The sequence below is a fragment of the Mycobacterium sp. NPDC050041 genome (assembly GCF_049541695.1).
Lineage (GTDB): Bacteria > Actinomycetota > Actinomycetes > Mycobacteriales > Mycobacteriaceae > Mycobacterium.
Genome location: NZ_JBMVDG010000002.1, coordinates 827954 through 850347, shown reverse-complemented (window position 1 = coordinate 850347; position 22394 = coordinate 827954). Strand labels below are relative to the sequence as shown.

Sequence of the window (22394 nt, the reverse complement as noted above, 5' to 3'; positions counted from 1 at the left end):
TGCATGTACCAGTGTTAGTCGTAGGCTCGTGGTGTTATGAGCAGCCCAACGTCGCAAAACGGCTCCACGCGTGCTGCTGACACCGATCGCATTCAGGTGGCGCAGATCCTGACGGACGCGGCTTCTCAGGGTCGGCTGCCGATGAGCGAGTACGAGAGTCGACTCACCAAGGCGTACGCCGCGAAGACCTACGACGAGCTGGCGTTGCTGAGCGCCGACCTCCCCGGCGCGATGGTCAGCCCGCGCGGAACCGGCCCATGCCGGCCTGCGCCCTCGACGGTGCTGATGGCGATCATGAGCGGCTTCGAGCGGCGCGGCCGCTGGAACGTGCCGCGTCGGCTGACGACGTTCGCACTGTTCGGCGGCGGAGTCGTCGACCTGCGCTACGCCGATTTCACCGCACCCGAGGTGGACATCCGCTCGTACTCGATCTTCGGCGGACAGACGATCCTGGTTCCGCCGGAGGTGAACGTCGACCTGCAGGGTGTCGGCGTGATGGGCTCCTTCGACCACAACGTGGAGGGTGAGGGATCTCCCGGCGCGCCGTGTGTGCGGGTGCGTGGCTTCTCGCTGTGGGGCAGCGTCGGCGTCAAGCGCAGGAAGCGCAAAGAAGGCTGATCACTCGTCCGGCGACGAGTCTTTCTCCGACCGGGCGTCGGTGTCGGAGTCGTTCTTCACGCGTGACGGCTTGGTGAGCCGGTGGATCGTCCGCTTGATCGCTGAGCCGACCGGATCGCTCGAGCGCTTCTTCTGATCCGCCTTGGTGGGCGACGGGTCCGTGCTCTCCTCGATCTGAGGCGTCGCCTTCTTCGTCGTGAGCTGCGTCGTGCGGGGTGTCGTGGTGCGGCCGGTCGTGGTGTCCGGTGCGTTGTCGAGCGTCCCCAGCCCGTCGCGCACGCCCTGATTGAAGTCGCGAGCGAAGGTCTGCGTCTCCTTCGCGGTCGGCACCAGCCGCGCGGGCTCGTACCTGTCGGGGTTCGCCAGCGCGTCGTTGTCCGGATAGCCGTAGTCGACGGCGGCCTTCAGTGCCGGCTCGACGGCGTCGGCGAATCGGTCGCCGGGCTCGCCGCCGTACTGGCGCAGCGGCTGCAGCAGCGGCAGGCCGTCGGTGCGATAGCTGATGTAGGTGGTGCCCTCGACCTTCTTGACGCGCACGGTCTCGCCCGTCTTCAGCGTGAACTCGCGCTCGGCGCCGTCGGCGACCTCGCTCTGGCACGCCGCGTCGCAGTTCGTATCGGTGTAGTCCAGGTCGCCGTCCTCGTCGACCGGGAGATTCACCTCGTTCTGGTTGAGCCGGTTGTCGAAGTACGTGGCCAACGAGTTCGCCATCGCGACCGGGTTCAGCACGTACGCCGGTGTGTTGCCGTTGATGTCGTACTCGTAGCCGACGTCGACCACCTTGACGCCAGGCTGCTCCGGTGTCGGGATCGGGTTCACCCCGATGACGGCGAACACCGGATAGCGGGTGCCGAAGCCGCCGTTGGGCCGGGCGACGTTGTTGTCGAGGATGTACAGCGGCGTCGTGAGGTCGGGATCGGCCGAGTTCGTGGCCTCCAGGTAGCTCAGGAGCAGGCTGACGTTCGCGGCGCCCCAGCCCGACGACAGCACGACGTTGTCCTCGCCGGAGTTGGCCTTCAGTGCGTCGTAGACGCCGAACGGCCCGGTGAAGAAGCTGACCTGGGTGACGTCGGGGCGGTCGAACTTGTTGCCGTAGAACCCGCGGATGCCGTCCCCGGTGGGGTTGGTGGAGCTGCCCTCGATCACCAGTGCCGCCAACTCGACGTTCGGCGCAGCGACCGAGCCGGGCGCCGTCACGGCGACGCCACTGACCGCCGCTGCCGTCACCACGGCCGCGCCGCCCACCACGGCCGGTCCGACCCGGCCCGACCCCCGCCGGCCGGACTTCACCCGATGCTTTGCCACTACCGCCCCCTCGCGCACATTTCTGTGAGCAAACTACCGCACGAACCCCCACAACGAGCGAACTGGAAATTGCGTGCGAGCTAGACGATTGCCGGCGCAAGCAACACGTCGCCACCGTCACACGCTCGGCCCGGTTGCCGCCGCGCGGAGCGGGGAATACTGAGTTGCAGCGAACGAAAGGAGCGGACAGTGGCTGAAGAATCGCGCGCCGCCGCCGTCGACAACACCGCGACCAGCGGGCCCGCGCCGGTGCTCCTGTACGACGGGGTGTGCGGGATCTGCAATCGCGGCATCCAGACGATCCTGCGCTACGACAAGAACGGACCGCTGCGGTTCGCGCCGCTGCAGGGCGAGTTCGCCGAAGGTGTGATCGCCCGACACCCGGAACTGCGCGACGTCGACTCGATGGTGTTCGTCGAGCAGCCGGGCTCTGCCGAGGAACGCGTCAGCATCCGCACCGCCGGCCTTCTTCGGGTCGCCGACTACCTGGGTGGGCCGTGGAAGCTGTTTCTGGCCGGCCGGGCCGTACCCGCCGGGGCCCGCGACCGTTTCTACGACTGGTTCGCCTCGATCCGCTACCGGGTGTTCGGCAAGCACGACACCTGTCCGATACCCGCCCCCGAGGTGCGGGCGCGCTTCATCGACTGAGGCTGCGGCTCAACTTAATCGGCGCGAATCTCACCAGAACGGTTCACTGCCCGGCAGCCGGATCACCGTCTGCACGCACAGGTACACCAGGAAGCCGAGTGCGCCGGACCAGAACGCATACCGGTGCCGTTGCGCCCATTGCGGCGCTGCACACGCGCGGTGCGCGGTACACCAAGCGATGGCGGCCGCGCCGAGCAGCGCGACGAACGGTGCGACACCGAAGACCAGAAACAGCAGTAGCGGGATCAGCGCGAACATTGTCGCGATCCAGAAGCCATAGCCCGCAACGACACCCGCTGCCGCCATGGCCACGGACGCAGTAGCGCTCTGCACGGCCGCTCTGCTCATGAATGCAGCGTACGCCCGAACACACAGTCCGAAATCCCGGGTGGCTATGCCGGTTCGGCGTCGTCGTCTCGGTGGGTGAGGTGGCGGCGGGGGTGGTGGTAGTGGTTGATGCGGTGCTGGCCGGTGTCGAGTGGTGGTGGGGGGAGCCATTCGGTCCGGCCGCTTCTGCGGCGGGTGCTCCATTGGGTTTGTTCGATGAGGTTGTTGTCGGGTTGGCAGGCCAGGGCGAGTTCGTCGATGTCGGTGCGTCCGCCGTCGGCCCAGTCGCGTGCGGCGTGGTGGGCCTGCGTGCGGTAGGCGGGGGCGGTGCAACCGGGGCGGGTGCAACCCCGGTCGCGGGCGAACAACGCCAACCGTTGGGCGGTGGTGGCGCAGCGCCGAGCGCGGCCGAGGTAGAGGATCTCTTCGGTGTGGTCGTCGAACACCGCCAGGTAGTGCCGGGATCGGCCGGCCAGCCGGATCAGGTCGCGCACCGGCAGTTTGGTACCGCCTGCGGTGTGGGCGTACCCGGCACCGGATTCGAGGTCGCCGACCGTGGTGGTGGCCACGATCGTGGCCGGCAGCCCGTTGATCTGACCCAGCGCCCCGGATCCGACGACATCGCGTAGGGCGGTCTTCACTGCATCGTGCTGGCGCTGGTCGCGGGTGCGGGGGTCGCCGCCGAATGCTTCGGCGCTGTTCGCCTCGCCGGCACCGGGATCGGCGGGCAGGTTGGTGCCGGAGGCCGCCAGCTTGGCGAATACGACTTCGAACAGGGCGCGGGCTTCCGGATCGAGGTGCCCACTGATGGGGGTCATCCCGTCGCGGCGCTGGCGACCCATCTTCAGACTGCGTTTGGCTTGTTGGGTGTCGTGGTCGGGTTCGGCGCCGTCAGGGTCGATGACCTCGACCAGATAGTCGGCGAGCTTTTGCAGATCCTCCGGGCACATGCCCTGCGCCCACCGCGCGAGGTCGCGCTCGGCGTCGGCGCAGGCCGCCTCGTCGACCCATGGCGGAAGCTTGGTGAAGAACTTGCGAATCACCTCGACGTGCGCGGGGTCGATCAGCCCTTTCGCCAAGGCGGCCGACGTATGGTCCCACTGCGCGGGGAGTTCCTCGCCGGTGAACGTCCACCGCGGTCCGAGGGTGCCGGCAGCGTCGAGGCGTCGCTTCGCATCGGCGGTGTCGAGGTGCAACCGCTGGGCCAACACGTCTTTCAGGCCGGTGCCGCCGAAGTCCGCGGCGGTGAAGCGTTCAGCGAGGGTGGCCAGCACGGTGTGATCGAGCGCGGCTTCCTGGCGCAGTCCGAGCTGGCGGCGCTCATAGACCGCCACCAACTCCGCCCCGGTCAACGCATCAAGAGGCAGGGCGGCCAACCCGGCGCGGGCGTCATCCCACGCCTGCAGTGCCGTGACCACATCCGCCCTGTCCATGCATCGAACACTAGTTCGACCCACCGACAGATCCGCCGCGTTTGTGACAGCTGAAACGCAAGTGGCGCAAGTTTTTTCGAGGTCTTGAAAACCTACCTGCGGCGGCGCGACGACAGATAGTCGCTGACCACTGCGGCACCGAGGCCGTCGAGATCGGGCACCACGACCCGACCGCCGACCCGCCGCGCCACCTGGTCGATGAACCGCGCCAGGCCCGGATCGCTGCCCAGCCGGAAGATCGTCACCTGCGTGCCGAGGCGCGCGACCTCGTCGAACGCCCGCACGGTGTGTGCGATCGTGCGCGGATGCGGCGGATAGTCGAAGAACACCTGAGCGCCGCCGCCCTGGCCGTCGCGGAAATCCTCGAGGTGCGCCGTCGGCTCACCGTCGGTGACCACCAGCACCACCGGCTGGGCATTCGGGTGGCGGCGCAGATGCCGCGACGCCAGCGCGAGCGCGTGGTGCAGGTTGGTGCCCTGCTCGTAAACGCCCTCCAGGCCCGTCAGTTCGGCCGCGCTCACGGTCCTGGCGTACCGGCCGAACGCGATGATCTCGAGCGCATCGGACCGGAACCTCGTGCTCACCAGATGGTTCAGCGCCAGCGCCGTGCGCTTCATCGGCAGCCAGCGGTTCTCCATCACCATCGAGAAGGACGTGTCCACCAGCAGCGCAACCGCGGACTGCGTGCGGGTCTCCGTTTCTGAGATCTCGACGTCTTCCACCGTGATGTGCAGCGGTGGTTCCGCCACGCCCGTGCCTGCGCTGCGCAGCACGGCATTGGTCAGCGTGCGGGTCACGTTCCACGGCTCGGTGTCGCCGAACTGCCACGGCCGCGTCGCGCCCGTCAGCTCACCGGCTGCGCCGGCTCGCCGGGTGTCGCGTTCGCCGTGACGCCCCGAAAGCTGTTGCGCCACATCGCGCAGCGCCGTCTGGCCGAGCTGACGCATCGCCTTGGGCGAGAGCCGCCACTGGCCATCGGACCCGCGGTCGAGGAAACCCTGGTTGAGCAGCGCCCGCTCCAACTCGGCGAGGGTGCGCGCGTCGACGGCGGCGTCGTCACCGAGCTGACGGGCCAGCGCGTCGAGGTCGACGTCGTCCATCGACGCGCCCGCGTAGCTCTGCGACAACTGCTCGGCCAGCTGCTCGAGCTCGCCGATGTCGGCCAGCGCCTGCGCGCCCTCCCCCATCCCGAGGGGGTTGTCGCCGGAGAACTCCGACGAACCCGACCAGTCCTCACCCGGTCGTGCGGCCTGCAGGTGTGAATCGAGTTTGTTGAGCGCGTTCATCAGCGACGGCGACCCGAAGGCCTGCTGCGCCAGCGCGTCCAGTTCGGCCCGCTGGTCGGGCGACAGACTGTTGCGGAACCGCTGCGCGGCGGCCGCGCGCTGGGCGAGCGAGTCGAGCAGTTCGTCGATGTCGCGCGGGTTCTCCGGGAAGAACTCGCCGTGCTTGTTCATGAAGTCTTGAAAGTCCTGCTGCGTGTCCTCGCCGCGAGTGTGCTTGTCCAGCAGGTCGTTCAGGTCGTCGAGCATGTCGTTGACGCGCTGACGGTCCTCGTCGGTGGCGTTCTCCAGCGCCTCCTTCATCCCGGCGAAACGCTGGTCGAGCATCTCCCGACCCATCAGGTCCTTGATCTGCTCGTACTTCTGCCGGGCCTCCGGGGAGCGCCAGTCGTACTCGGCGAGTTCCTGCACGGCCTTGGCCGGCGACGGCGACAACGCCTCCATCTGCAGTTCGCCGAACCGGGCGTCGTCGTCCAGTGCGCGGGCCAGCTCCTTGCGCTCGGCCAGCACCGCCTCGTCGAGCAGCTTCTTGATCTCCTGCAGTGTGCCGTCGAGGTTGTTGCGCTGCAACAATTCCCGTCGCCGCCGGTTGGCCTCCGCCGCGAGCCGATCGGCGCCGCGCATCTCCTTGGTACCGCGCCGCAACAGCTCCGACAGCGCCCGCCGCGGTGAGCTGCCCTCCATCACGTCCTCGCCGATCTGCGCGAGCGCCTCGCGCAGATCCACGGGCGGGGCCAGCGGATCCGGCCCACCCGTGTACGAGGAGTAACGGGAGACGCGTCTAGCCATGGCCGCACTCGCCCCCTACGCTCCGCGTGGGAGGTACCCCCGCAACGCAGCTCGTCCCTCGCTGCTTGATCGTCGTACGGCTGTCAGCCATAAACGGTTTCGCCTTCTCCAGACACCTTGTCGATCCGCTTCGCCAGATACAGCGCCTCGAGCGCCAGCTCGATCGCGGCGGCGCGCTCACCGTCGGTCTGCGCGTTCAGCCGCTCGGCGATCACGTCGATCACCGGCAGGTCGGGCAGCGCGGCCAGCACGTCCTTGGCGGACACCCGCTCGCCCGTCGTCACCGGCGAGCCTTCCTCGACCGCGGCCACCAGCGGGCCGACGTCGATGCCACCGAGCATCCGCTGCGCGGTGTCGGCGGTGGCGCGGCGCAGCAGGTGCTCGAGCACCGCCTGTTCGCGGCCCTCCTCGCCGGACTCGAACTCCAGCTTGCCCCGCAGCACGTCGATGACCGTGCCGACGTCGCAGACCCGGGCCACCGGCTCCTGCTCGCCCAGGACCGCGGAGCGGTGCCTCGCGGCGGCCGCGACGGTCTCGGCCGCGGCGATCGCGAACCGCGCCGACACACCGGAGCGCTGGTCGATCGAACTCGACTCGCGCAGGTTGCGCGCGAACCGGGCCAGCACCTGCAGCAGGTACACCGGCACGTCGGCGGCCAGCTCGGCCTCCTGGCTGATGACGCCGACCTCGGCGTCGAGCTGCAGCGGGTAGTGGGTGCGGATCTCGGCGCCGAACCGGTCCTTGAGCGGGGTGATGATGCGTCCGCGGTTGGTGTAGTCCTCGGGGTTGGCGCTGGCGACGACCAGGACGTCGAGCGGGAGCCGCAGCGTGTAGCCGCGCACCTGGATGTCGCGCTCCTCCATCACGTTGAGCATCGACACCTGGATGCGCTCGGCGAGGTCGGGCAGCTCGTTGACCGCGACGATGCCGCGGTGCGCCCGCGGGATCAGCCCGTAGGCGATGGTCTCCGGGTCGCCCAGGCTGCGGCCCTCGGCCACCTTGATCGGGTCGATGTCGCCCACGAGGTCGGCCACGCTGGTGTCCGGGGTGGCCAGCTTCTCGGTGTAGCGCTCACTGCGGTGCCGCCACGCCACCGGCAGGTCGTCGCCCGAATCGGCGGCCCGGCGGATCGACTCGGGCGTGATCGGGGTGTACGGGTGCTCGTTGAGTTCCGAGCCGGCGATCACCGGTGTCCACTCGTCGAGCAGGCCGGTCAGTGCGCGAAGCAGCCGGGTCTTGCCCTGGCCGCGCTCGCCGAGCAGCACGATGTCGTGGCCGGCGATCAACGCGCGTTCCAGCTGCGGGATCACGGTGTCCTCGAAGCCGAGGATGCCGGGCCACGAGTCGCGGCCCTCGGCCAGCGCGGCCAGCAGGTTGTGCTGGATTTCCTGTTTGACTCCCCGCTCGCGATGACCGGAGGCACGCAGCTCGCCGACGGTCCGGGGCAGATCAGAAGGTTGGGTCACCACTCCACGCTACGACTGCCGGCGTCGGGCGGCACTTCTTCCCCCCACAGCGAACGCAACGTCACGCGCTCGTAAGAGGTCCGGCGCACTGAACGCGGCGCACGCCGACCGGCGACTCGGTCCAAGGATCAAGGTCGGGGCCGGTAGTCTGCGGCCATGCCGTTGGAAAGCGGTCAGGTCTTCGCGGGCTACACCATCGTCCGACTGGTGGGCTCCGGCGGTATGGGCGAGGTCTACCTCGCCCAGCATCCACGACTGCCCCGTCAGGACGCGCTCAAAGTGCTGCCCGCATCGTTCAGCGCCGACGGCGAGTTCCGCCAGCGCTTCCAGCGCGAAGCCGACCTGGCCGCCACGCTGTGGCATCCGCACATCGTCGGCCTGCACGACCGCGGCGAGTTCGACGGCCGGCTGTGGATCTCGATGGACTTCGTCGACGGCTACGACGCGGCGCGGCTCCTGGTCGACCGGCACCCGAGCGGCATGCCGCCGACCGACGTCGTCGAGATCGTCACCGCCGTCGCCGATGCGCTGGACTACGCACACCAGCGGCTGCTGCTGCATCGCGACATCAAGCCGGCGAACATCCTGCTCACCAGCGCCGAGCGGGCCAAGCGCCGAATCCTGCTCACCGACTTCGGCATTGCCCGGCGCACCGACGACGTCAACGGCCTGACGTCGACCAACATCACCGTCGGCTCGATGTCCTACACGGCGCCCGAACAGTTGATGGGCCAGCCGATGGACGGCCGGGCCGACCAGTACGCGCTGGCGGCAACGGCATTCCGGCTGTTCACCGGCACACTGCTCTTCCCGCACACCAATCCGGCCGTGGTCATCAGCCACCACCTCAACACCCCGCCGCCCAAGCTGGGCGAGAAGAAGCCCGAACTGGCCGCCTTCGACGCCGTGATGGCCAAGGCGCTGGCGAAGGATCCCGAGGCCAGATACGCCACCTGCCACGACTTCGCGGTCGCATTGGCCGAGGCCGGCAATCAGAAGGCGGCCGAGACGAGGCCGGTACTGCCGGTCCCACCGCCCGCTCCACCGACACAACCGATCCCGACGATGCAGAAATCGGCGGCGCCGCCCTACGTGCCGCCCCGGCCGCAGTCGCGTCCGCCGGTCACGCCCAAGCCGTCGGGGCCGCCGGTGATCAGTGCGCCGCACGGACCGCCGGTGCCGCCGCAGGCCGGTCCGCACGCCCGGCCGCCGCTGCCGCGGTCGCCGGGTCAGCATCCCGCACCGCCGGTGTACGTGTCGCCGTGGACGCCGCCGACGAACGAACCGTCGCACGCCGCCGGATTCGGCGCACCGCCACCACGTCCGAAGCCACCCGGGAAGCGACGCCCACTGCTGATCGCCGGCGGCATCGTCGCCGTGCTGATCCTCATCGGCGCGGGCATCTTCGGCCTGACCCGTATCGGTGGATCCGATCCGGCGCCGTCGCCGCCGCCCACCGCATCCGACGACACCTCGACGACCACCACCCGCACGTCCACGACAGAGCCGCCTGCGCCGTCGAATGCCAGGGCGTTCACCATCGCCGACTACATCCGGGAGAACCGGATCGACGAGACGAACATCCAGCGGACCACGCCGGGCGCCCCGGTGATCACCATGCCGATACCGCCCGGGTGGTCAGACGCGGGTCCGCGCCGGCCGGCGTGGGCGTACTCGGCGATCATCCGTGAGACGCCGGGCAATCCGGAGCCGCCGACGGTGACCCTGCTGGTGTCCAAGCTCGAGGGCGACGTCGACGCGCAGCGCCTGCTCGAGTACGCGCCGAACGAACTGAAGAATCTGCCGGGCTACGAGTCCGGCGGCGGCAGAAAGGGACAGCTCGACGGCCTGGTCTCCGTCCACGTGCGCGGGACGTTCCTACGCGACGGGTTACGGCGCGACATCGCGCAGACCACGGCCGTGGTGCCGTCGCCGAACGGCCTCTTCGTGCTGCAGATCAACGCCGACGTTGCCGAACCGCAGAGACAGGTGCTCGACGAGGTGATGGGCGCCATCGACACCCAGACGAAGATCAGCCGGTAGCCGGCCGCGCTCAGTGCGCGAAGTGCCGGGAACCCGTCAGGTACAACGTGACACCGGCCTTGGCCGCGGCCTCGGTGACGACGTCGTCGCGCATCGACCCGCCCGGATGCACCACTGCCGTCACACCGCCCTCGGCCAGCGTCTCGAGCCCGTCGGGGAACGGGAAGAACGCATCGGAGGCGGCCACCGCACCGCGCACCCGGTCGCCGCCGCGCTGCACCGCGAGCTTCGCCGCATCCACCCGGTTGACCTGCCCCATACCGACGCCGACGGTGGCGCCGTCGGCGGCGACCACGATCGCGTTGGACTTGACCGCGCGACAGGCCCGCCAGGCGAACACCAGATCGGTCAGCGTGTCCGGGCCCGCCGGCTCACCGGTGGCCAGCGTCCAGTTCGCGGGATCGTCGCCTGCGGCGTCGAGCGCGTCCCGCTGCTGCACCAATAGGCCCCCGCTGATCTGGCGGAACTCATTGCCGCCCGGCTGCGGTTCGGACGCGACGAGGATGCGGATGTTCTTCTTGCGCTGCAGGATCTCCACCGCACCCGGTTCGTAGGCCGGCGCGATGATCACCTCGGTGAAGATGTCGGCGACGGTCTCTGCCATCTCGACGCTCACCGTGGTGTTGGTCGCGATGACGCCGCCGAACGCCGACAGCGGGTCACACTCATGGGCCTTGCGGTGCGCGTCGGCGACCGACGTCGACGAGATCGCGATGCCACAGGGGTTGGCGTGCTTGATGATCGCGACGCAGATCTGCTCATGGTCGAACGCCGCTCGCCAGGCCGCGTCGGCGTCGGTGTAGTTGTTGTAGGACATCTCCTTGCCGTGCAGTTGCTCGGCCTGCGCCAGGCCCGGCCATGCCGCCGCGTCGCGGTACAGCGCCGCCTGCTGATGCGGGTTCTCGCCGTAGCGCAGCACGGCGGTGCGCTGCCACGTGCCACCCACCCAGGCAGGCAGCCGCTGTGCGGGCTCCTCGGGCGCCAGCGTCGATCCCATCCAGGACGCGACCGCGACGTCGTACTCCGCGGTGTGCCGAAAAGCCAACGATGCGAGGATCTTCCGCTCGGCGAGGGTGAACCCGCCTGCTCGCACCGCGGCCAGCACACCGTCATAGCCGAGCGGATCGACCGCCACCGCCACGCTGGGATGGTTCTTCGCGGCGGCGCGCACCATCGAGGGGCCGCCGATGTCGATCTGCTCGACGCACTCGTCCATCGACGCGCCGGAGTCGACGGTTTCGGTGAACGGGTAGAGGTTCACCACCACCAGTTCGAACGCCTCGATGCCGAGCTTCTCGAGGGCCGAGACGTGTTCGGGCTTGCGGGTGTCGGCGAGCAGACCGGCGTGCACGTGCGGGTGCAGCGTCTTGACCCGGCCGTCGAGCACCTCGGGGAAACCGGTGACGTCCTCGACGGGGGTCACCGGAACTCCGCTGTCGGCAATGGTTCTGGCGGTCGACCCGGTGGAGACGATGGCCACGCCGGCCTCGTGCAGGCCGCGGGCGAGCTCGCCGAGCCCGCTCTTGTCGTAGACACTGATCAGCGCACGCCGGATCGGTTTGCGTCCCTCGGTCATCCTATGGTTGCCTTTCGTCCGCTCCAGGTCACGCCGCGAGTCGCCAACGCGGCCAACACATCTACCAGCAGCCGTCGTTCGACTGTCTTGATTCGTTCGTGCAACGCGGCCTCGTCGTCGCCGTCGAGCACCGCGACGGGCTCCTGGGCGAGGATCGGCCCGGTGTCCATTCCGGCGTCGACCAGGTGCACCGTGCAGCCGGTGATCCGGACACCGTAGGCCAGCGACTCGGGTACGGCGTGCGCGCCGGGAAACGCGGGCAGCAGCGCCGGGTGCGTGTTGACCACGCGGCCCGGAAACCGGCCGAGGAACTGCGCGCCCAGGATCTTCATGAAGCCGGCCGACACCACGAGGTCGGGCTGGTGCGCGGCGGTGGCCTCGGTGATCGCGGCGTCCCAGGCGGCCCGATCGGGGTGGTCGCCGAGACGGACCGTGTAGGACGGCACCCCGGCCTCAGCGGCGATGTCGAGGGCCGCGCACGCCCGGTCGGCGCCGACGGCGACCACACGGGCGGGATAGTCACCGACCGCGGCGCCGAGTAGCGATGCGAGCAGCGAGCCGGTGCCCGAAGCGAGAACGACCAGCCGCGCAGGTGCACTCGGGGGCACACGTAGCGGTTGCTGCACCCGCAGCAGCCTAGTCGGCGGGTCTGTGCGGCTGATCGCGGGACGCGTCCCCGTCGACGGCGATGTCCTCGTCGGTGATGAAGTGGTCCTCCGGGTCGACGGGTTCCCCGGGCTCCTCGGCGGCCGGCTCGTCGCCCAGCGGCTCATCCGCCTCGGGCAGCAGCGGCTCGGGCTCGGGCTCGGTGGGTCCCGCGACTGGATCGGGTTCGGGGATCGGCGCCACGTCGGTGTCCGGCACGGCGTCGTCCGGCGCAGCCGATTCGTCCGCGGGCGCCGGCTTGGGAACCTTCGCGGGCCTGGGGCGGCGCGCGATGCCGCCGGCCATCGACACCGTCAGTCCGCCGATACCGACCAACCACAGGAACACCGCGGGCCCGAAGGTGGCCTGGTCGACGCCGACGTCGCCGAAATTGCCGAGCCGTCCCCCGCCGGCGTGGCCGAGCAGCGCCATCGTCGCCGCCGCCGCGGCCGCCGCGACCACCAGCTTCGCCGCCGCGGAGGGCAGCGGCACGGGCCTGCGGGCGCACTGCTGGCCGACCGCGACCGCTGCGGCCGCCGCGATGATGAGCAGTGCCACCCACACCGGACCCAACGGCGGTGCGGGCACCGCGGCGAGCACGGGCAGCGCGGGCACGTCGCCCCCGAGCACCGTGAACGAACTGAACGTGGCCAGGCCGACGTGCGCGCTGGACCCGACGGCCACCGCCGATGCGCCGACGAAGACGTTCGGCGCGTACAGCACAGACAGCACCGTGAGGCTGAACTGGCCGAACGCCGAATCGGTGATGGCATAGAGGTCGTGCATCGTCGCCCAGTGCACCACCAGGGATCCGGCGGTCACCACGCCCGAAAGGCCGACCAGCGTCAGCACCCCGGCCGTCGCGGCGCGGAACGCGTCGGGCAGCCAGTCGGGCAGTGGCGAGCGCAGCACCGTGCGGCGACCGACCTGGGACGCCACGCCGAGGGCCGCCCCGATCGCATGCACCGCCAGCACCGAGCCGAACGCGGGCAGCGCGTGCGGGGTCTGCAGGTCGGTGAGCACCGAGGAGGCGTCGTGCACGACCGCCAGCGCGATCGCGGCAATGAGCAGCGGGCCACCCAGCGCCGAGGCGACCACCCAGCGGATGACGAACCAGGACGCTCGCTGCGACGTCGCGGCCGCGGTGGTGCGCATCGCGCCGTACACCATCAGCAGCACCGGCAGCAGCGGCATCACACCCAGTTCGCTGCCGCCGATCGACACCGGCACGCCGTGCACGCCGAGCCACATGCTCGCGATGGCGCCGAACGTGCCGGTCATGTCGCTGTTGGCGATGACCAGCTGGATCAGGGTCACCGCAGCGATGACGACGAGCGCCACCACGGACGGCCCGAACGCGACCCGAAGCAGGTCCCGCGCCTGGCGGGTCGCGACTGGCCGGTTCTCCACTAGCGGGGCAGCTCCTCGCGCAGGCTGACGTGCGCGCACTTCACGCACGCGCGGCTCAGCTTACGACGGCGCGGGGCCGGACTGCTGCGATGACGGCGATTGCTGCTGCCCGGGATTCTGCGGCGACGGCTGCTGCGGCTGGCCGTACGTCGGGAACCCGGTGGGCGGGGTGGGCGGACCGCTCTGCGAACCACCCTGGGGGCCGCCGGCCTGGAAACCGCCGGTGGTGGGCTGCCCGGGGTAGCCGCCGCCGTACTGCGTCGGGTAGCCGCCGGGACGCTGCTGCGGCAGCTGCTGCTGACCCGGGTGCTGCTGGGGGCCGCCGTAGTAGCCGCCCGGCGCGCCGTACTGGCCGAACTGCTGCTGCTGGTCGTACTTCGGCTTCGGCGCGGGCGGGGTGAGGATGCCCGAGTCGAACAGCAGTGCGGCGATCGCGGCGCCGGTCTGCAGCAGCGCGAAGATCAGGATCAGCCACAACGCCCAGCCGTAGTCCACGTTGTCCGGCGTCTGGAACATGTTGGTGAGGACCAGCAGGAATCCGAGCACCGAGACGACCGCGACCAGGGCGGTGTAGTTGCGCTGCTTGGGCAGCGTCGCGACGGCGGCGAAGAGGCCGGCCAGCAGCAGCGCGGCCACCGCCAGCGTCATGCCCTCGGTGGTGCCCGCATCCCCGCCGATGCCGGGGATGTTCTCGTACTCGGTGGGCACGTTGGCCTCGAAGACCGGTGCGAACGCGTTCAGCAGGAAGGTCAGCAGTCCGAGCACCGCTGCGGCGAGCAGCAGGTAGGACGGCAGCTTGTTCGGTCCTGCGGCCGTGTCACCTGCGGCGTCGGGCACCTTCCCGAACTGCTGCGTCGGCGCGCTGAACTGGGTGGTCGGCTGCTGGGACGGCGGGTAACCGGGGCTACCGGGTGGGTACGACATGGCCTCTCCTGTACTGGTCGGGCGTCGGGAAGATGTGCACGGCGCAGATGTGGTGACCTCCGGCCGGCACGGACAACCGTGAGCGATTCGTTCCCCACGCTAGCGCACCGACCTGCGAGTGCGGCCAACGACGGGTGGGAAGCCGCGGCCAGTGCGCGGCGGGCGTCCGCTCAGGCCGACACCAGCACCGGCGCGTCGGTCGAATCCCGTTCGCTGTCCTCGATTTCCCGGACCAGCGGCAGCACCCGGGCGCCGAAGTACTCGATCTCCTCCTGGAAGTGCAGGAACCCGCCGAGGATCAGGTCGACGCCGCGTTTGCGGTATGCCGCAATGCGTTCCGCGATCTGCTCGGGCGTGCCGATCAGCCCGGTGCGGAAGCCGTCGTTGTACTGGACGAGGTCGTCGAAGCTCGAGTCGGCCCACATGCCCTTCTTGTCGCCGGTCGAGTTCCCCGCCTGCTGGACGGCACCGCGGAAGCCCTCGACCGCCGGGCGGTTGGCCTTGTCGACGATTTCCCGCAGGACGTCCTTCGCCTCCTTCTCCGTGTCCCTGGCGATGATGAAACCGTTCAGCCCGAAGCGCACCTCGCGGTTCACCTCACGGGCGTGGTCGCGCACCTCGACGAGCTGCTCGGTGACGCCGTCGAAGTCCTTGCCGTTGGAGAAGTACCAGTCCGAGTGGCGGCCGCCGTTGCGGCGGGCGGCGGTGGAGTTGCCGCCCTGGAAGATCTCCGGGTTGGGCCGCTCGGCGGTGTTGAGCGGTTTCGGCTTCAGCGTGAAGTCGTGGATGCGGTAGAAGTCGCCGCGGAAGTCCACGTCGTCCTCGGTCCAGATCTTGCGCAGCACCTGCAGGAACTCCGCGCTGCGCCGGTAGCGCTCGTCGTGTTCGAGCCACGGTTCGCCGAGGTGGGTGAACTCGTCCTTGAACCAGCCCGACACCACGTTGACCGCGAACCGGCCGTTGCTCAGGTGGTCGGCGGTGGCGCCGAGCTTGGCGAGCACCGCGGGCTGCCACAGCCCCGGGTGCACGGCGGCGATCACCTTCAGCCGCTCGGTGGCCAGCAGCAGCGCGAGGCTGAAGCTGGTCGACTCGTGCTGGTACTCGGCGCCGTAGCTGGCTTCGTAGCGGACCTGGCTCAGCGCGTACTCGAAGCCGTTGTTCTCCGCGGTCTGCGCGAGCTTCTTGTTGTACTCGTAGTTCCAGTCGGTGCGCTGCTCGATGGTGCTCGTCACCAGGCCGCCGCTGACGTTGGGCACCCAGTAGGCGAACTTGACGTGGTCGGCGATCCGTTCGGTCGTCATGGTCAGCCATCCCAGCAGCGGGAGCGACGGCCGTCGCGGGTATGGCTCTGGCTGAAGTTATGTGGCCGGGCTCGTGTACTCGACGATCGGTGTCGCGGCGATCCCGTTGAAGCGCGACGCCGTCACCGCGGTGTAGGCGCCCATCATCGGGCTGACCAGGAGGTCGCCGACGGCCAGCGGCGGCATCGGGTAGTCGCGGGCGACGACGTCGACGCTGTCGCACGTCGGCCCGGCCAGCGTGACGACGTCGTCGGCCGTGGCGTCCTCGAGCTCGCTCAGCGCCAGGATCGGCGGGTGGACGTCCTCGGTCATCACGTTGGAGTAGCTGCCGTAGACGCCGTCGTCGAGGTAGTGCCACTGCCGGCCGCCGCGTTCGGCGCTGCCGACGACGCTGGTGAGCAGGGTCATGGAGTCGGCGGCGAGGAAGCGGCCCGGCTCGGCCAGCAGGGTGAACTCGCCGCGGCGGTCGCCGAGCACCTCGTCGACGATCTCGGCGACGGCGGCCAGGGCGGGCATCGGTTCGCGGTAGCTGACCGGGAACCCGCCGCCGATGTCGATCACCCGGGTGGGCACCGCCAGGGTGTCGGCGATGTGGCCGACGAGGTCGAGGGTGCCGCGCAGCGCGGTGCGGTACGGCTCGGCCGTCGATCCCTGGCTGCCGACGTGGAAGCTGAACCCGGCGAACTGGACGCCCGCCGCGAGGACGTGCTTGACCAGCAGTTCGGCCTCATCGGGTTCGACGCCGAACTTGGCCGACAGGTCGGACTTGGCCGTCGGGTTGCGGAACGCCAGGCGCACCAACACCTGGATGTCGTCCGGGCGGCCGGTGAACTTCTGCGCCTCGACGGGGTTGTCCACCACGAAGGTGCGGACCCCGGCCGCGTAGGCGTGGTCGATGTCTGCCGGCTTCTTCACCGGGTGGGTGTGGATGCAGCGTGCCGTCGACAGTCCGAGCGACCGCAGCAGGTCGATCTCGCCATTCGTGGCGACGTCGAAGCCACCGCCGCACGCGGCGACGGCAGCGAGCACCGACGGGTGCGGCGCGGCCTTGACGGCGTAGTGCAGGCCGAAGCCGGGCAGATGGGCCGCGAGTTCGCGGTAACGGGCGGTGACGCGGCCCGCGTCGAGCAGCAGCACCGGGGTGCCGTGCTGTGCGGCCAGCGCCCGGTAGCGGGCGGCCCCGGTACCGGAGCTGCCGCGCAGTTCCTCACGCAGCAGCGACCGACGTGACCGGACCGTCGCATCCATCCGTTACCTCCTCTGTGGCGGGGCGGCGAACCAGCAGGGTGCTGAACCGCTCGTAACTGAAGATCGCGAAGACGTAGAAGGCGAGGTCGGCGGCGAGGCTGCCGAGAACCCAGCCCACCGCGGTGTTACCGACGAGGAACGGGCCTGCGAACAACGCGGCCGGCCGCAGGATGACGCTGTCGATCGCCTCGGCCGGGCCGAATTCCACGGCGATGCTGCGGACGGCGAGCCCGTTGGCGAGCGCCATCCGCAGCACGGTGTTGCGGCCCGCCAGCGATCGGTAGGCCCACCGCACGCCGTTGACGTAGGCGGTGGCGTAGTAGCCGGCCGACGAGCCGATGGTGCCCGCCACGACCGCGGCGGCGTAGGAACCGGTGAGCTGATAGGTCGCCAGCGCGCTGCCGACCTCGGCCGTCCATCCCGCGAGTTCGTTCGGCAGATAACGCCGAACCCATTCCATGACCTTGCCGCGGGCTCGGCGCCGAATCCCCATGGCAGAGACGTTCGTCGGCCGCGCGGCCACCGTCATGCGTAGTGCGCTACTCCTCTGCGCCCGCGACGGCCTTGCCCTTGGGACTAGAACACGTTCTAATTCACGGCATGGACTACGGGCTCGTTCTCTTCACCAGCGACCGGGGCATCGCGCCTGCGGCGGCCGCCAAGCTCGCCGACGACCACGGTTTCCGCACCTTCTACGTGCCCGAGCACACGCATATCCCGATCAAGCGGGAGGCGGCGCATCCGACGACGGGTGACGAGTCGCTGCCCGACGACCGCTACATGCGGACGCTCGACCCGTGGGTGTCGCTGGGCACGGCGTGCGCGGTGACGTCACGGGTGCGGCTGTCGACGGCGGTGGCGCTGCCGGTGGAACACGACCCGATCACCCTGGCCAAGTCGATCGCGACACTCGACCACCTGTCCGGCGGGCGGGTGTCGCTCGGCGTCGGATTCGGCTGGAACACCGACGAACTCGCCGATCACAACGTGCCGCCCGGCCGCAGGCGGACGATGCTGCGCGAGTACCTCGAGGCGATGCGGGCGTTGTGGACCGAGGAAGAAGCCTCCTACGACGGCGAATTCGTCAAGTTCGGGCCGTCGTGGGCGTGGCCGAAGCCGGTGCAGTCACACATCCCGATTCTGGTGGGCGCCGCCGGCACCGAGAAGAACTTCAAGTGGATCGCCCGCAGCGCCGACGGCTGGATCACCACGCCGCGCGACTTCGACATCGACGAGCCGGTGAAGCTGCTGCAGGACACCTGGGCGGCGGCGGGTCGCGACGGCGCCCCACAGATCGTCGCGCTGGACTTCAAGCCGGACCCCAACAAGCTGGCGCGGTGGCGCGATCTCGGCGTCACCGAGGTGCTGTTCGGGTTGCCGGACAAGTCCGACGCCGAAGTGGCGGGTTACGTCGAACGGCTGGCCGGGAAGCTCGCCGCGCTGGTGTAGTTCTCGCGCCGAATGTGAGCTTGCGTTCGAAGATTCCCTCGAATCTCGCGCACGAGCTCACGTTCGCGCGCGACGGGCGTCAAGCCAGGGTCGCGACGTTCGTGGTGCCGTCGTTCGTCACGGCGATCGCCGTACCCAGCGGGTCGCCCTCGGTCATCAGCGCCACCAGGTCCGCATCGGTGGTGACCGCCATGAACCGGCTGCCGTCGGCGTCGAGCCTGCCGATGATGATGCCGGTGGTGTCCGGCCAGTCGTGACGCACGGAGTAGGTCTCGAGGGTGCCGCGGCCGTCGGCATTGCGGGTGACCGCGACCTTCGGCAGCGCGGCGATGTCGGCCTGCAACTCCTTGCTGCGGTCAGGCGCCCAGTCGGCGGGCTCGGTGGAGTACACGCCGACCGAGTACTTGCTCATCACGCCGCCGTTGGCGCCGACCAGGCCGAAACTGCCCGGCTTGTCCCGCATCTGGGCGACGGTCTCGGCGATGCCGTGCAGCGAGTAGCTGTTGCCGGGACCGCCGAAGTAGGGCAGGCCGCCGGTGAGGGTCAGTCCCCGCGGATCGTCGTGCGCCAGCCCGAACTCGTCACACACGGCGAACACCGGGAACGGGAAGCAGCTGTAGAGGTCGAACGTCGCTACGTCGTCGATGCCGATGCCCGCAACCCGGAGCGCTTCCGCGACAGACTGTTTCGCGGAGATGCTCACACTGACGTCGGGGCGGTCCAGCAGATCCTGCTCGGTCTGGTCGGCGTGCCCGCGCAGGTACACCCACTTCTCCTCCGGCACACCGAGCCGGCGTGCCGCGGCCACCGACATGACCAGCGCCGCCGCCCCCTGGTTGACGGTGTCGCGAGCCACCAGCAGCCGCGGATACGGGTCGCAGATCATCCGGTTCTCGTCGGTGACGGTGACGATCTCGTCGACCGACCGTTCCACCGGCGACGACGAGAACGGGTTCTTCGCAGCGACTTTCGAGAACGGTGAGAACAGTTCGGCCATCGCGCGGCGGTACTCGGCGACACCGAGCCCCAACCGGGCACGGCGCGCGTTGTCGAGCAGCCCGTACTGCACGGGGGCGCCCGTCAGTCCGTGCCCCGCGGTGTACTCGCTCATGTACTGCTCGAAGCCGTAACCGCGGTCCTCGAGCTGTCCGCCGACGTGCTCAGTGAAGTCGGGTTTGTGGTCTCGGTTCGAGAAGTACTTCGCGGTCGACCCCGGCTCGGAGCCGACGATCAACGCCACCTCGATCTCGCCCGCGGCGATCGCCCCGGCGAATTCCGTCATCACCTTCTGCGGCCCGTTGCCGCCGATGGGCTCGAGCACCGCCCGCTCGGGGTCGGCGCCGATGCGTTGGGCGACCGAGCGCAGGTAGTTGTCCGAGGCGCCGAGCGGCGGGTCGGCGAACGGCGTGCAGATCTCGAACTGGCGCAGCCCGACGAACACCTGGATCGCCGCGGCCACGTCGTCGGCCCGGGCGCCGGTGTCGGTCAACGCCGCCCGCACCGCGGCGGTGGCGAGGTCGACCGCCGACAGCCCGCGGTAGTCGGGGTCGTCGATCCGCTCGGTGAACTGGCCGACGCCGACGACGACGGGCGTGCGGGGATCAACCGCCATCACGGACCTCCTGAGAAGTGTTACTTCGTCAGGCTAACCGAAAACTGGAACGTGTTCCAATCGCACTGGCCGTCCGCGAGCGTGCGCGTTGCGCCGGTTTCGACGGCGCGTCGAGGTACCGACACGCACGCTCGCGGAAGGGTGTCAGCTGTCGAGGAGCTCGCGAGCCAGCGTGGCGGTCTCCGACGGCGTCTTGCCGACCTTGACGCCCGCGGCCTCGAGGGCTTCCTTCTTGGCCGACGCGGTGCCCGACGAACCGGACACGATCGCGCCCGCGTGACCCATGGTCTTGCCCTCCGGCGCGGTGAAGCCCGCGACGTAGCCGACGACCGGCTTGGAGACGTTGGCCTTGATGTAGTCGGCGGCCCGCTCCTCGGCGTCGCCACCGATCTCGCCGATCATCACGATGATCTTGGTCTCGGGATCCTTCTCGAACGCCTCGATGGCATCGATGTGGGTGGTGCCGATGACCGGGTCGCCGCCGATGCCGATCGCGGTGGAGAAGCCGAGATCGCGCAGCTCGTACATCATCTGGTAGGTCAGCGTGCCGGACTTCGACACCAGGCCGATCGGGCCCTTGCCGGTGATGTTGTTCGGGGTGATGCCGACCAGCGACTCGCCGGGGGTGATGATGCCGGGACAGTTCGGCCCGATGATGCGGGTCTTCTCGCCCTTCTCGACGTTGTAGGCCCACGCATACGCGCTGTCCTGCACCGGGATTCCCTCGGTGATCACGACGAGCAGCGGGATCTCGGCGTCGATGGCCTCGATGATCGCGTCCTTGGAGAACGAGGGCGGCACGAAGGCGATCGACACGTCGGCGCCGGTCTCCTTCATCGCCTCGGCGACACTGCCGAACACCGGCAGCTCGACCTCGTTGCCGTCTTTGTCCTCGTGCTTGACGGTCGTGCCCGCCTTGCGCGCGTTCACCCCGCCGACGATCTGCGTGCCGGCCTTGAGCATCAGCTTGGTGTGCTTGGTGCCTTCACCGCCGGTGATGCCCTGGACGATGACCTTGCTGTCCTTATTCAGGAAGATAGACATCTGGTGCTTCCCCTTACTTGTTCGCCAGCTCGGCGGCCTTGTCGGCGCCCGCGTCCATGGTGTCGGCCTGGATCACCAGCGGGTGATCGGCCTCGGCCAGAATGCGCCGGCCCTCGTCGACGTTGTTGCCGTCCAGCCGGACGACCAGCGGCTTGTTGGCCTCGTCGCCGAGGATCTTCAGCGCGTTGACGATGCCGTTGGCCACCGCGTCGCAGGCGGTGATGCCGCCGAACACGTTGACGAACACGCTCTTGACCTGGCTGTCGTTCAGGATGACGTCGAGGCCGTTGGCCATCACCTCGGCCGAGGCGCCGCCGCCGATGTCCAGGAAGTTGGCGGGCTTCACGCCACCGTGCTTCTCGCCGGCGTAGGCGACGACGTCCAGCGTGGACATCACCAGGCCCGCGCCGTTGCCGATGATGCCGACGGCACCGTCGAGCTTGACGTAGTTGAGGTCGTTCTCCTTGGCCTTGAGCTCGAGGGGATCGGTGGCGTCCTTGTCCTCGAACTCTTCGTGGTCCTCGTGCCGGAAGTCGGCGTTGGCGTCGAGAGTGACCTTGCCGTCGAGGGCCAGGATCTGGTCATCGGGCGTACGTACCAGCGGGTTCACCTCGACCAGGGTGGCGTCCTCCTTGACGAACACCTCCCACAGCTTGGCGATGGTCACCGCGGCGGCGTCGAGCACCTCGGCGGGCAGGTGGCCCTGCTCGGCGATCGAGCGGGCGAAGGCCTCGTCGACGCCCTTGGTCGCGTCGACGGGGACGCGAGCGAGCCGGTCGGGCTTGGTCTCGGCGACCTCTTCGATCTCCATGCCGCCCTCGACCGAGCACATCGCCAGGTAGGTGCGGTTGGAGCGGTCGAGCAGGAAGGAGATGTAGTACTCCTCGGCGATGTCACTGGCCTCGGCGACGAGGAGCTTCTTCACCTCGTGACCCTTGATGTCCAGGCCGAGGATGTTCTGCGCGTGGGTGAAGGCCTCGTCGGCGTTGGCGGCGTACTTCACGCCACCGGCCTTGCCGCGGCCGCCGACCTTGACCTGTGCCTTGACCATGACGGGCTTGCCGATCTCCTCGGCGATGGTCTTCGCGTCCTCGGCGGTATCGGTCACCCGGCCGGGCGTGGTGGGCACGTTGTGCTTGGCGAATAGCTCTTTCGCCTGGTATTCGAAGAGATCCATGGGCTCACTGTCTGTCTTGGGTTGACGTCGAGGGTTGCGCCTGACGGCTCGTGGGAACCTTATCGACACCGCAGTGACGCGTCGGCACCGCCTACC

19 protein-coding genes are annotated in these 22394 nt (G+C 69.4%); 4 read left to right on the top strand and 15 right to left on the bottom strand.

Going from position 1 to position 22394, the window contains the following annotated elements; translation table 11 throughout:
- Positions 1-36 precede the first annotated feature (36 nt).
- A complete protein-coding gene (locus tag ACPCHZ_RS09495) occupies positions 37-618 on the top strand; it encodes a DUF1707 SHOCT-like domain-containing protein (protein WP_364975017.1) in 582 nt (193 codons plus the stop codon).
- Here ACPCHZ_RS09495 and ACPCHZ_RS09490 read toward each other — a convergent pair whose 3' ends face one another.
- A complete protein-coding gene (locus ACPCHZ_RS09490) occupies positions 619-1923 on the bottom strand; it encodes a PE-PPE domain-containing protein (protein WP_423484487.1) in 1305 nt (434 codons plus the stop codon).
- A gap of 189 nt (positions 1924-2112) precedes the next feature.
- Between ACPCHZ_RS09490 and ACPCHZ_RS09485 the strand changes: the two genes are divergently transcribed.
- Entirely contained in the window at positions 2113-2571 is a 459-nt protein-coding gene (locus ACPCHZ_RS09485) for a thiol-disulfide oxidoreductase DCC family protein (protein WP_423484486.1), read from the top strand.
- 30 nt (positions 2572-2601) lie between these two features.
- Here ACPCHZ_RS09485 and ACPCHZ_RS09480 read toward each other — a convergent pair whose 3' ends face one another.
- The 4 genes from ACPCHZ_RS09480 to ACPCHZ_RS09465 form a co-directional block, all read right to left on the bottom strand.
- Positions 2602-2919 (bottom strand): hypothetical protein, encoded by a 318-nt coding sequence (locus ACPCHZ_RS09480; protein ID WP_423484485.1) that lies wholly within the window; start codon positions 2917-2919, stop codon positions 2602-2604.
- 44 nt (positions 2920-2963) lie between these two features.
- Positions 2964-4331, bottom strand: coding sequence for a DUF222 domain-containing protein (locus tag ACPCHZ_RS09475; protein WP_423484484.1), 1368 nt, complete (start codon positions 4329-4331; stop codon positions 2964-2966).
- Positions 4332-4423: 92 nt separating this feature from the next.
- The gene (locus ACPCHZ_RS09470) at positions 4424-6403 is read right to left on the bottom strand and encodes a vWA domain-containing protein (protein ID WP_423484483.1); all 1980 of its coding nucleotides are present in this window, start codon (positions 6401-6403) and stop codon (positions 4424-4426) included.
- 83 nt (positions 6404-6486) lie between these two features.
- Positions 6487-7872, bottom strand: coding sequence for a sigma 54-interacting transcriptional regulator (locus ACPCHZ_RS09465; protein ID WP_423484482.1), 1386 nt, complete (start codon positions 7870-7872; stop codon positions 6487-6489).
- Positions 7873-8025: 153 nt separating this feature from the next.
- Here ACPCHZ_RS09465 and ACPCHZ_RS09460 point away from each other — a divergent pair, with 153 nt between their 5' ends.
- Positions 8026-9912: an LpqN/LpqT family lipoprotein gene (locus ACPCHZ_RS09460; RefSeq protein WP_423484481.1), complete on the top strand. Its 1887-nt coding sequence runs from the start codon at positions 8026-8028 to the stop codon at positions 9910-9912.
- Positions 9913-9922: 10 nt separating this feature from the next.
- Here the strand turns inward: ACPCHZ_RS09460 and purH are convergent, their stop codons facing one another.
- The 7 genes from purH to ACPCHZ_RS09425 all read right to left on the bottom strand — a co-directional run bounded on the left by purH (position 9923) and on the right by ACPCHZ_RS09425 (position 17509).
- Complete coding sequence (gene purH / locus ACPCHZ_RS09455; protein WP_423484480.1) at positions 9923-11488, bottom strand: bifunctional phosphoribosylaminoimidazolecarboxamide formyltransferase/IMP cyclohydrolase; 1566 nt, start codon at positions 11486-11488, stop codon at positions 9923-9925.
- Positions 11485-12114, bottom strand: coding sequence for a phosphoribosylglycinamide formyltransferase (purN, locus tag ACPCHZ_RS09450; protein ID WP_423484479.1), 630 nt, complete (start codon positions 12112-12114; stop codon positions 11485-11487). The genes purH and purN overlap by 4 nt, the downstream gene beginning before the upstream one ends.
- 10 nt (positions 12115-12124) lie before the next feature.
- Entirely contained in the window at positions 12125-13543 is a 1419-nt protein-coding gene (locus tag ACPCHZ_RS09445) for a DUF6350 family protein (RefSeq protein WP_423484478.1), read from the bottom strand.
- Between the two features lie 60 nt (positions 13544-13603).
- Positions 13604-14467, bottom strand: coding sequence for a DUF5336 domain-containing protein (locus tag ACPCHZ_RS09440; RefSeq protein ID WP_364975043.1), 864 nt, complete (start codon positions 14465-14467; stop codon positions 13604-13606).
- Positions 14468-14637: 170 nt separating this feature from the next.
- Positions 14638-15768: a dimethylsulfone monooxygenase SfnG gene (gene sfnG / locus ACPCHZ_RS09435; RefSeq protein ID WP_364975045.1), complete on the bottom strand. Its 1131-nt coding sequence runs from the start codon at positions 15766-15768 to the stop codon at positions 14638-14640.
- Positions 15769-15825: 57 nt separating this feature from the next.
- Entirely contained in the window at positions 15826-17016 is a 1191-nt protein-coding gene (locus ACPCHZ_RS09430; RefSeq protein WP_423484477.1) for a type III PLP-dependent enzyme, read from the bottom strand.
- Positions 16976-17509 (bottom strand): hypothetical protein, encoded by a 534-nt coding sequence (locus ACPCHZ_RS09425; RefSeq protein ID WP_423484476.1) that lies wholly within the window; start codon positions 17507-17509, stop codon positions 16976-16978. Before ACPCHZ_RS09425 ends, ACPCHZ_RS09430 begins: the two co-directional genes overlap by 41 nt.
- Before the next feature lie 107 nt (positions 17510-17616).
- Here ACPCHZ_RS09425 and ACPCHZ_RS09420 point away from each other — a divergent pair, with 107 nt between their 5' ends.
- The gene (locus ACPCHZ_RS09420; RefSeq protein ID WP_423484475.1) at positions 17617-18465 is read left to right on the top strand and encodes an LLM class F420-dependent oxidoreductase; all 849 of its coding nucleotides are present in this window, start codon (positions 17617-17619) and stop codon (positions 18463-18465) included.
- A gap of 79 nt (positions 18466-18544) precedes the next feature.
- Here ACPCHZ_RS09420 and ACPCHZ_RS09415 read toward each other — a convergent pair whose 3' ends face one another.
- The 3 genes from ACPCHZ_RS09415 to sucC all read right to left on the bottom strand — a co-directional run bounded on the left by ACPCHZ_RS09415 (position 18545) and on the right by sucC (position 22298).
- A complete protein-coding gene (locus ACPCHZ_RS09415; protein ID WP_423484474.1) occupies positions 18545-20077 on the bottom strand; it encodes an acetyl-CoA acetyltransferase in 1533 nt (510 codons plus the stop codon).
- A 144-nt stretch (positions 20078-20221) separates the two neighbouring features.
- Complete coding sequence (sucD, locus tag ACPCHZ_RS09410) at positions 20222-21121, bottom strand: succinate--CoA ligase subunit alpha (RefSeq protein WP_423484473.1); 900 nt, start codon at positions 21119-21121, stop codon at positions 20222-20224.
- Between the two features lie 13 nt (positions 21122-21134).
- Positions 21135-22298 (bottom strand): ADP-forming succinate--CoA ligase subunit beta, encoded by a 1164-nt coding sequence (gene sucC / locus ACPCHZ_RS09405; protein WP_423484472.1) that lies wholly within the window; start codon positions 22296-22298, stop codon positions 21135-21137.
- Positions 22299-22394 lie beyond the last annotated feature (96 nt).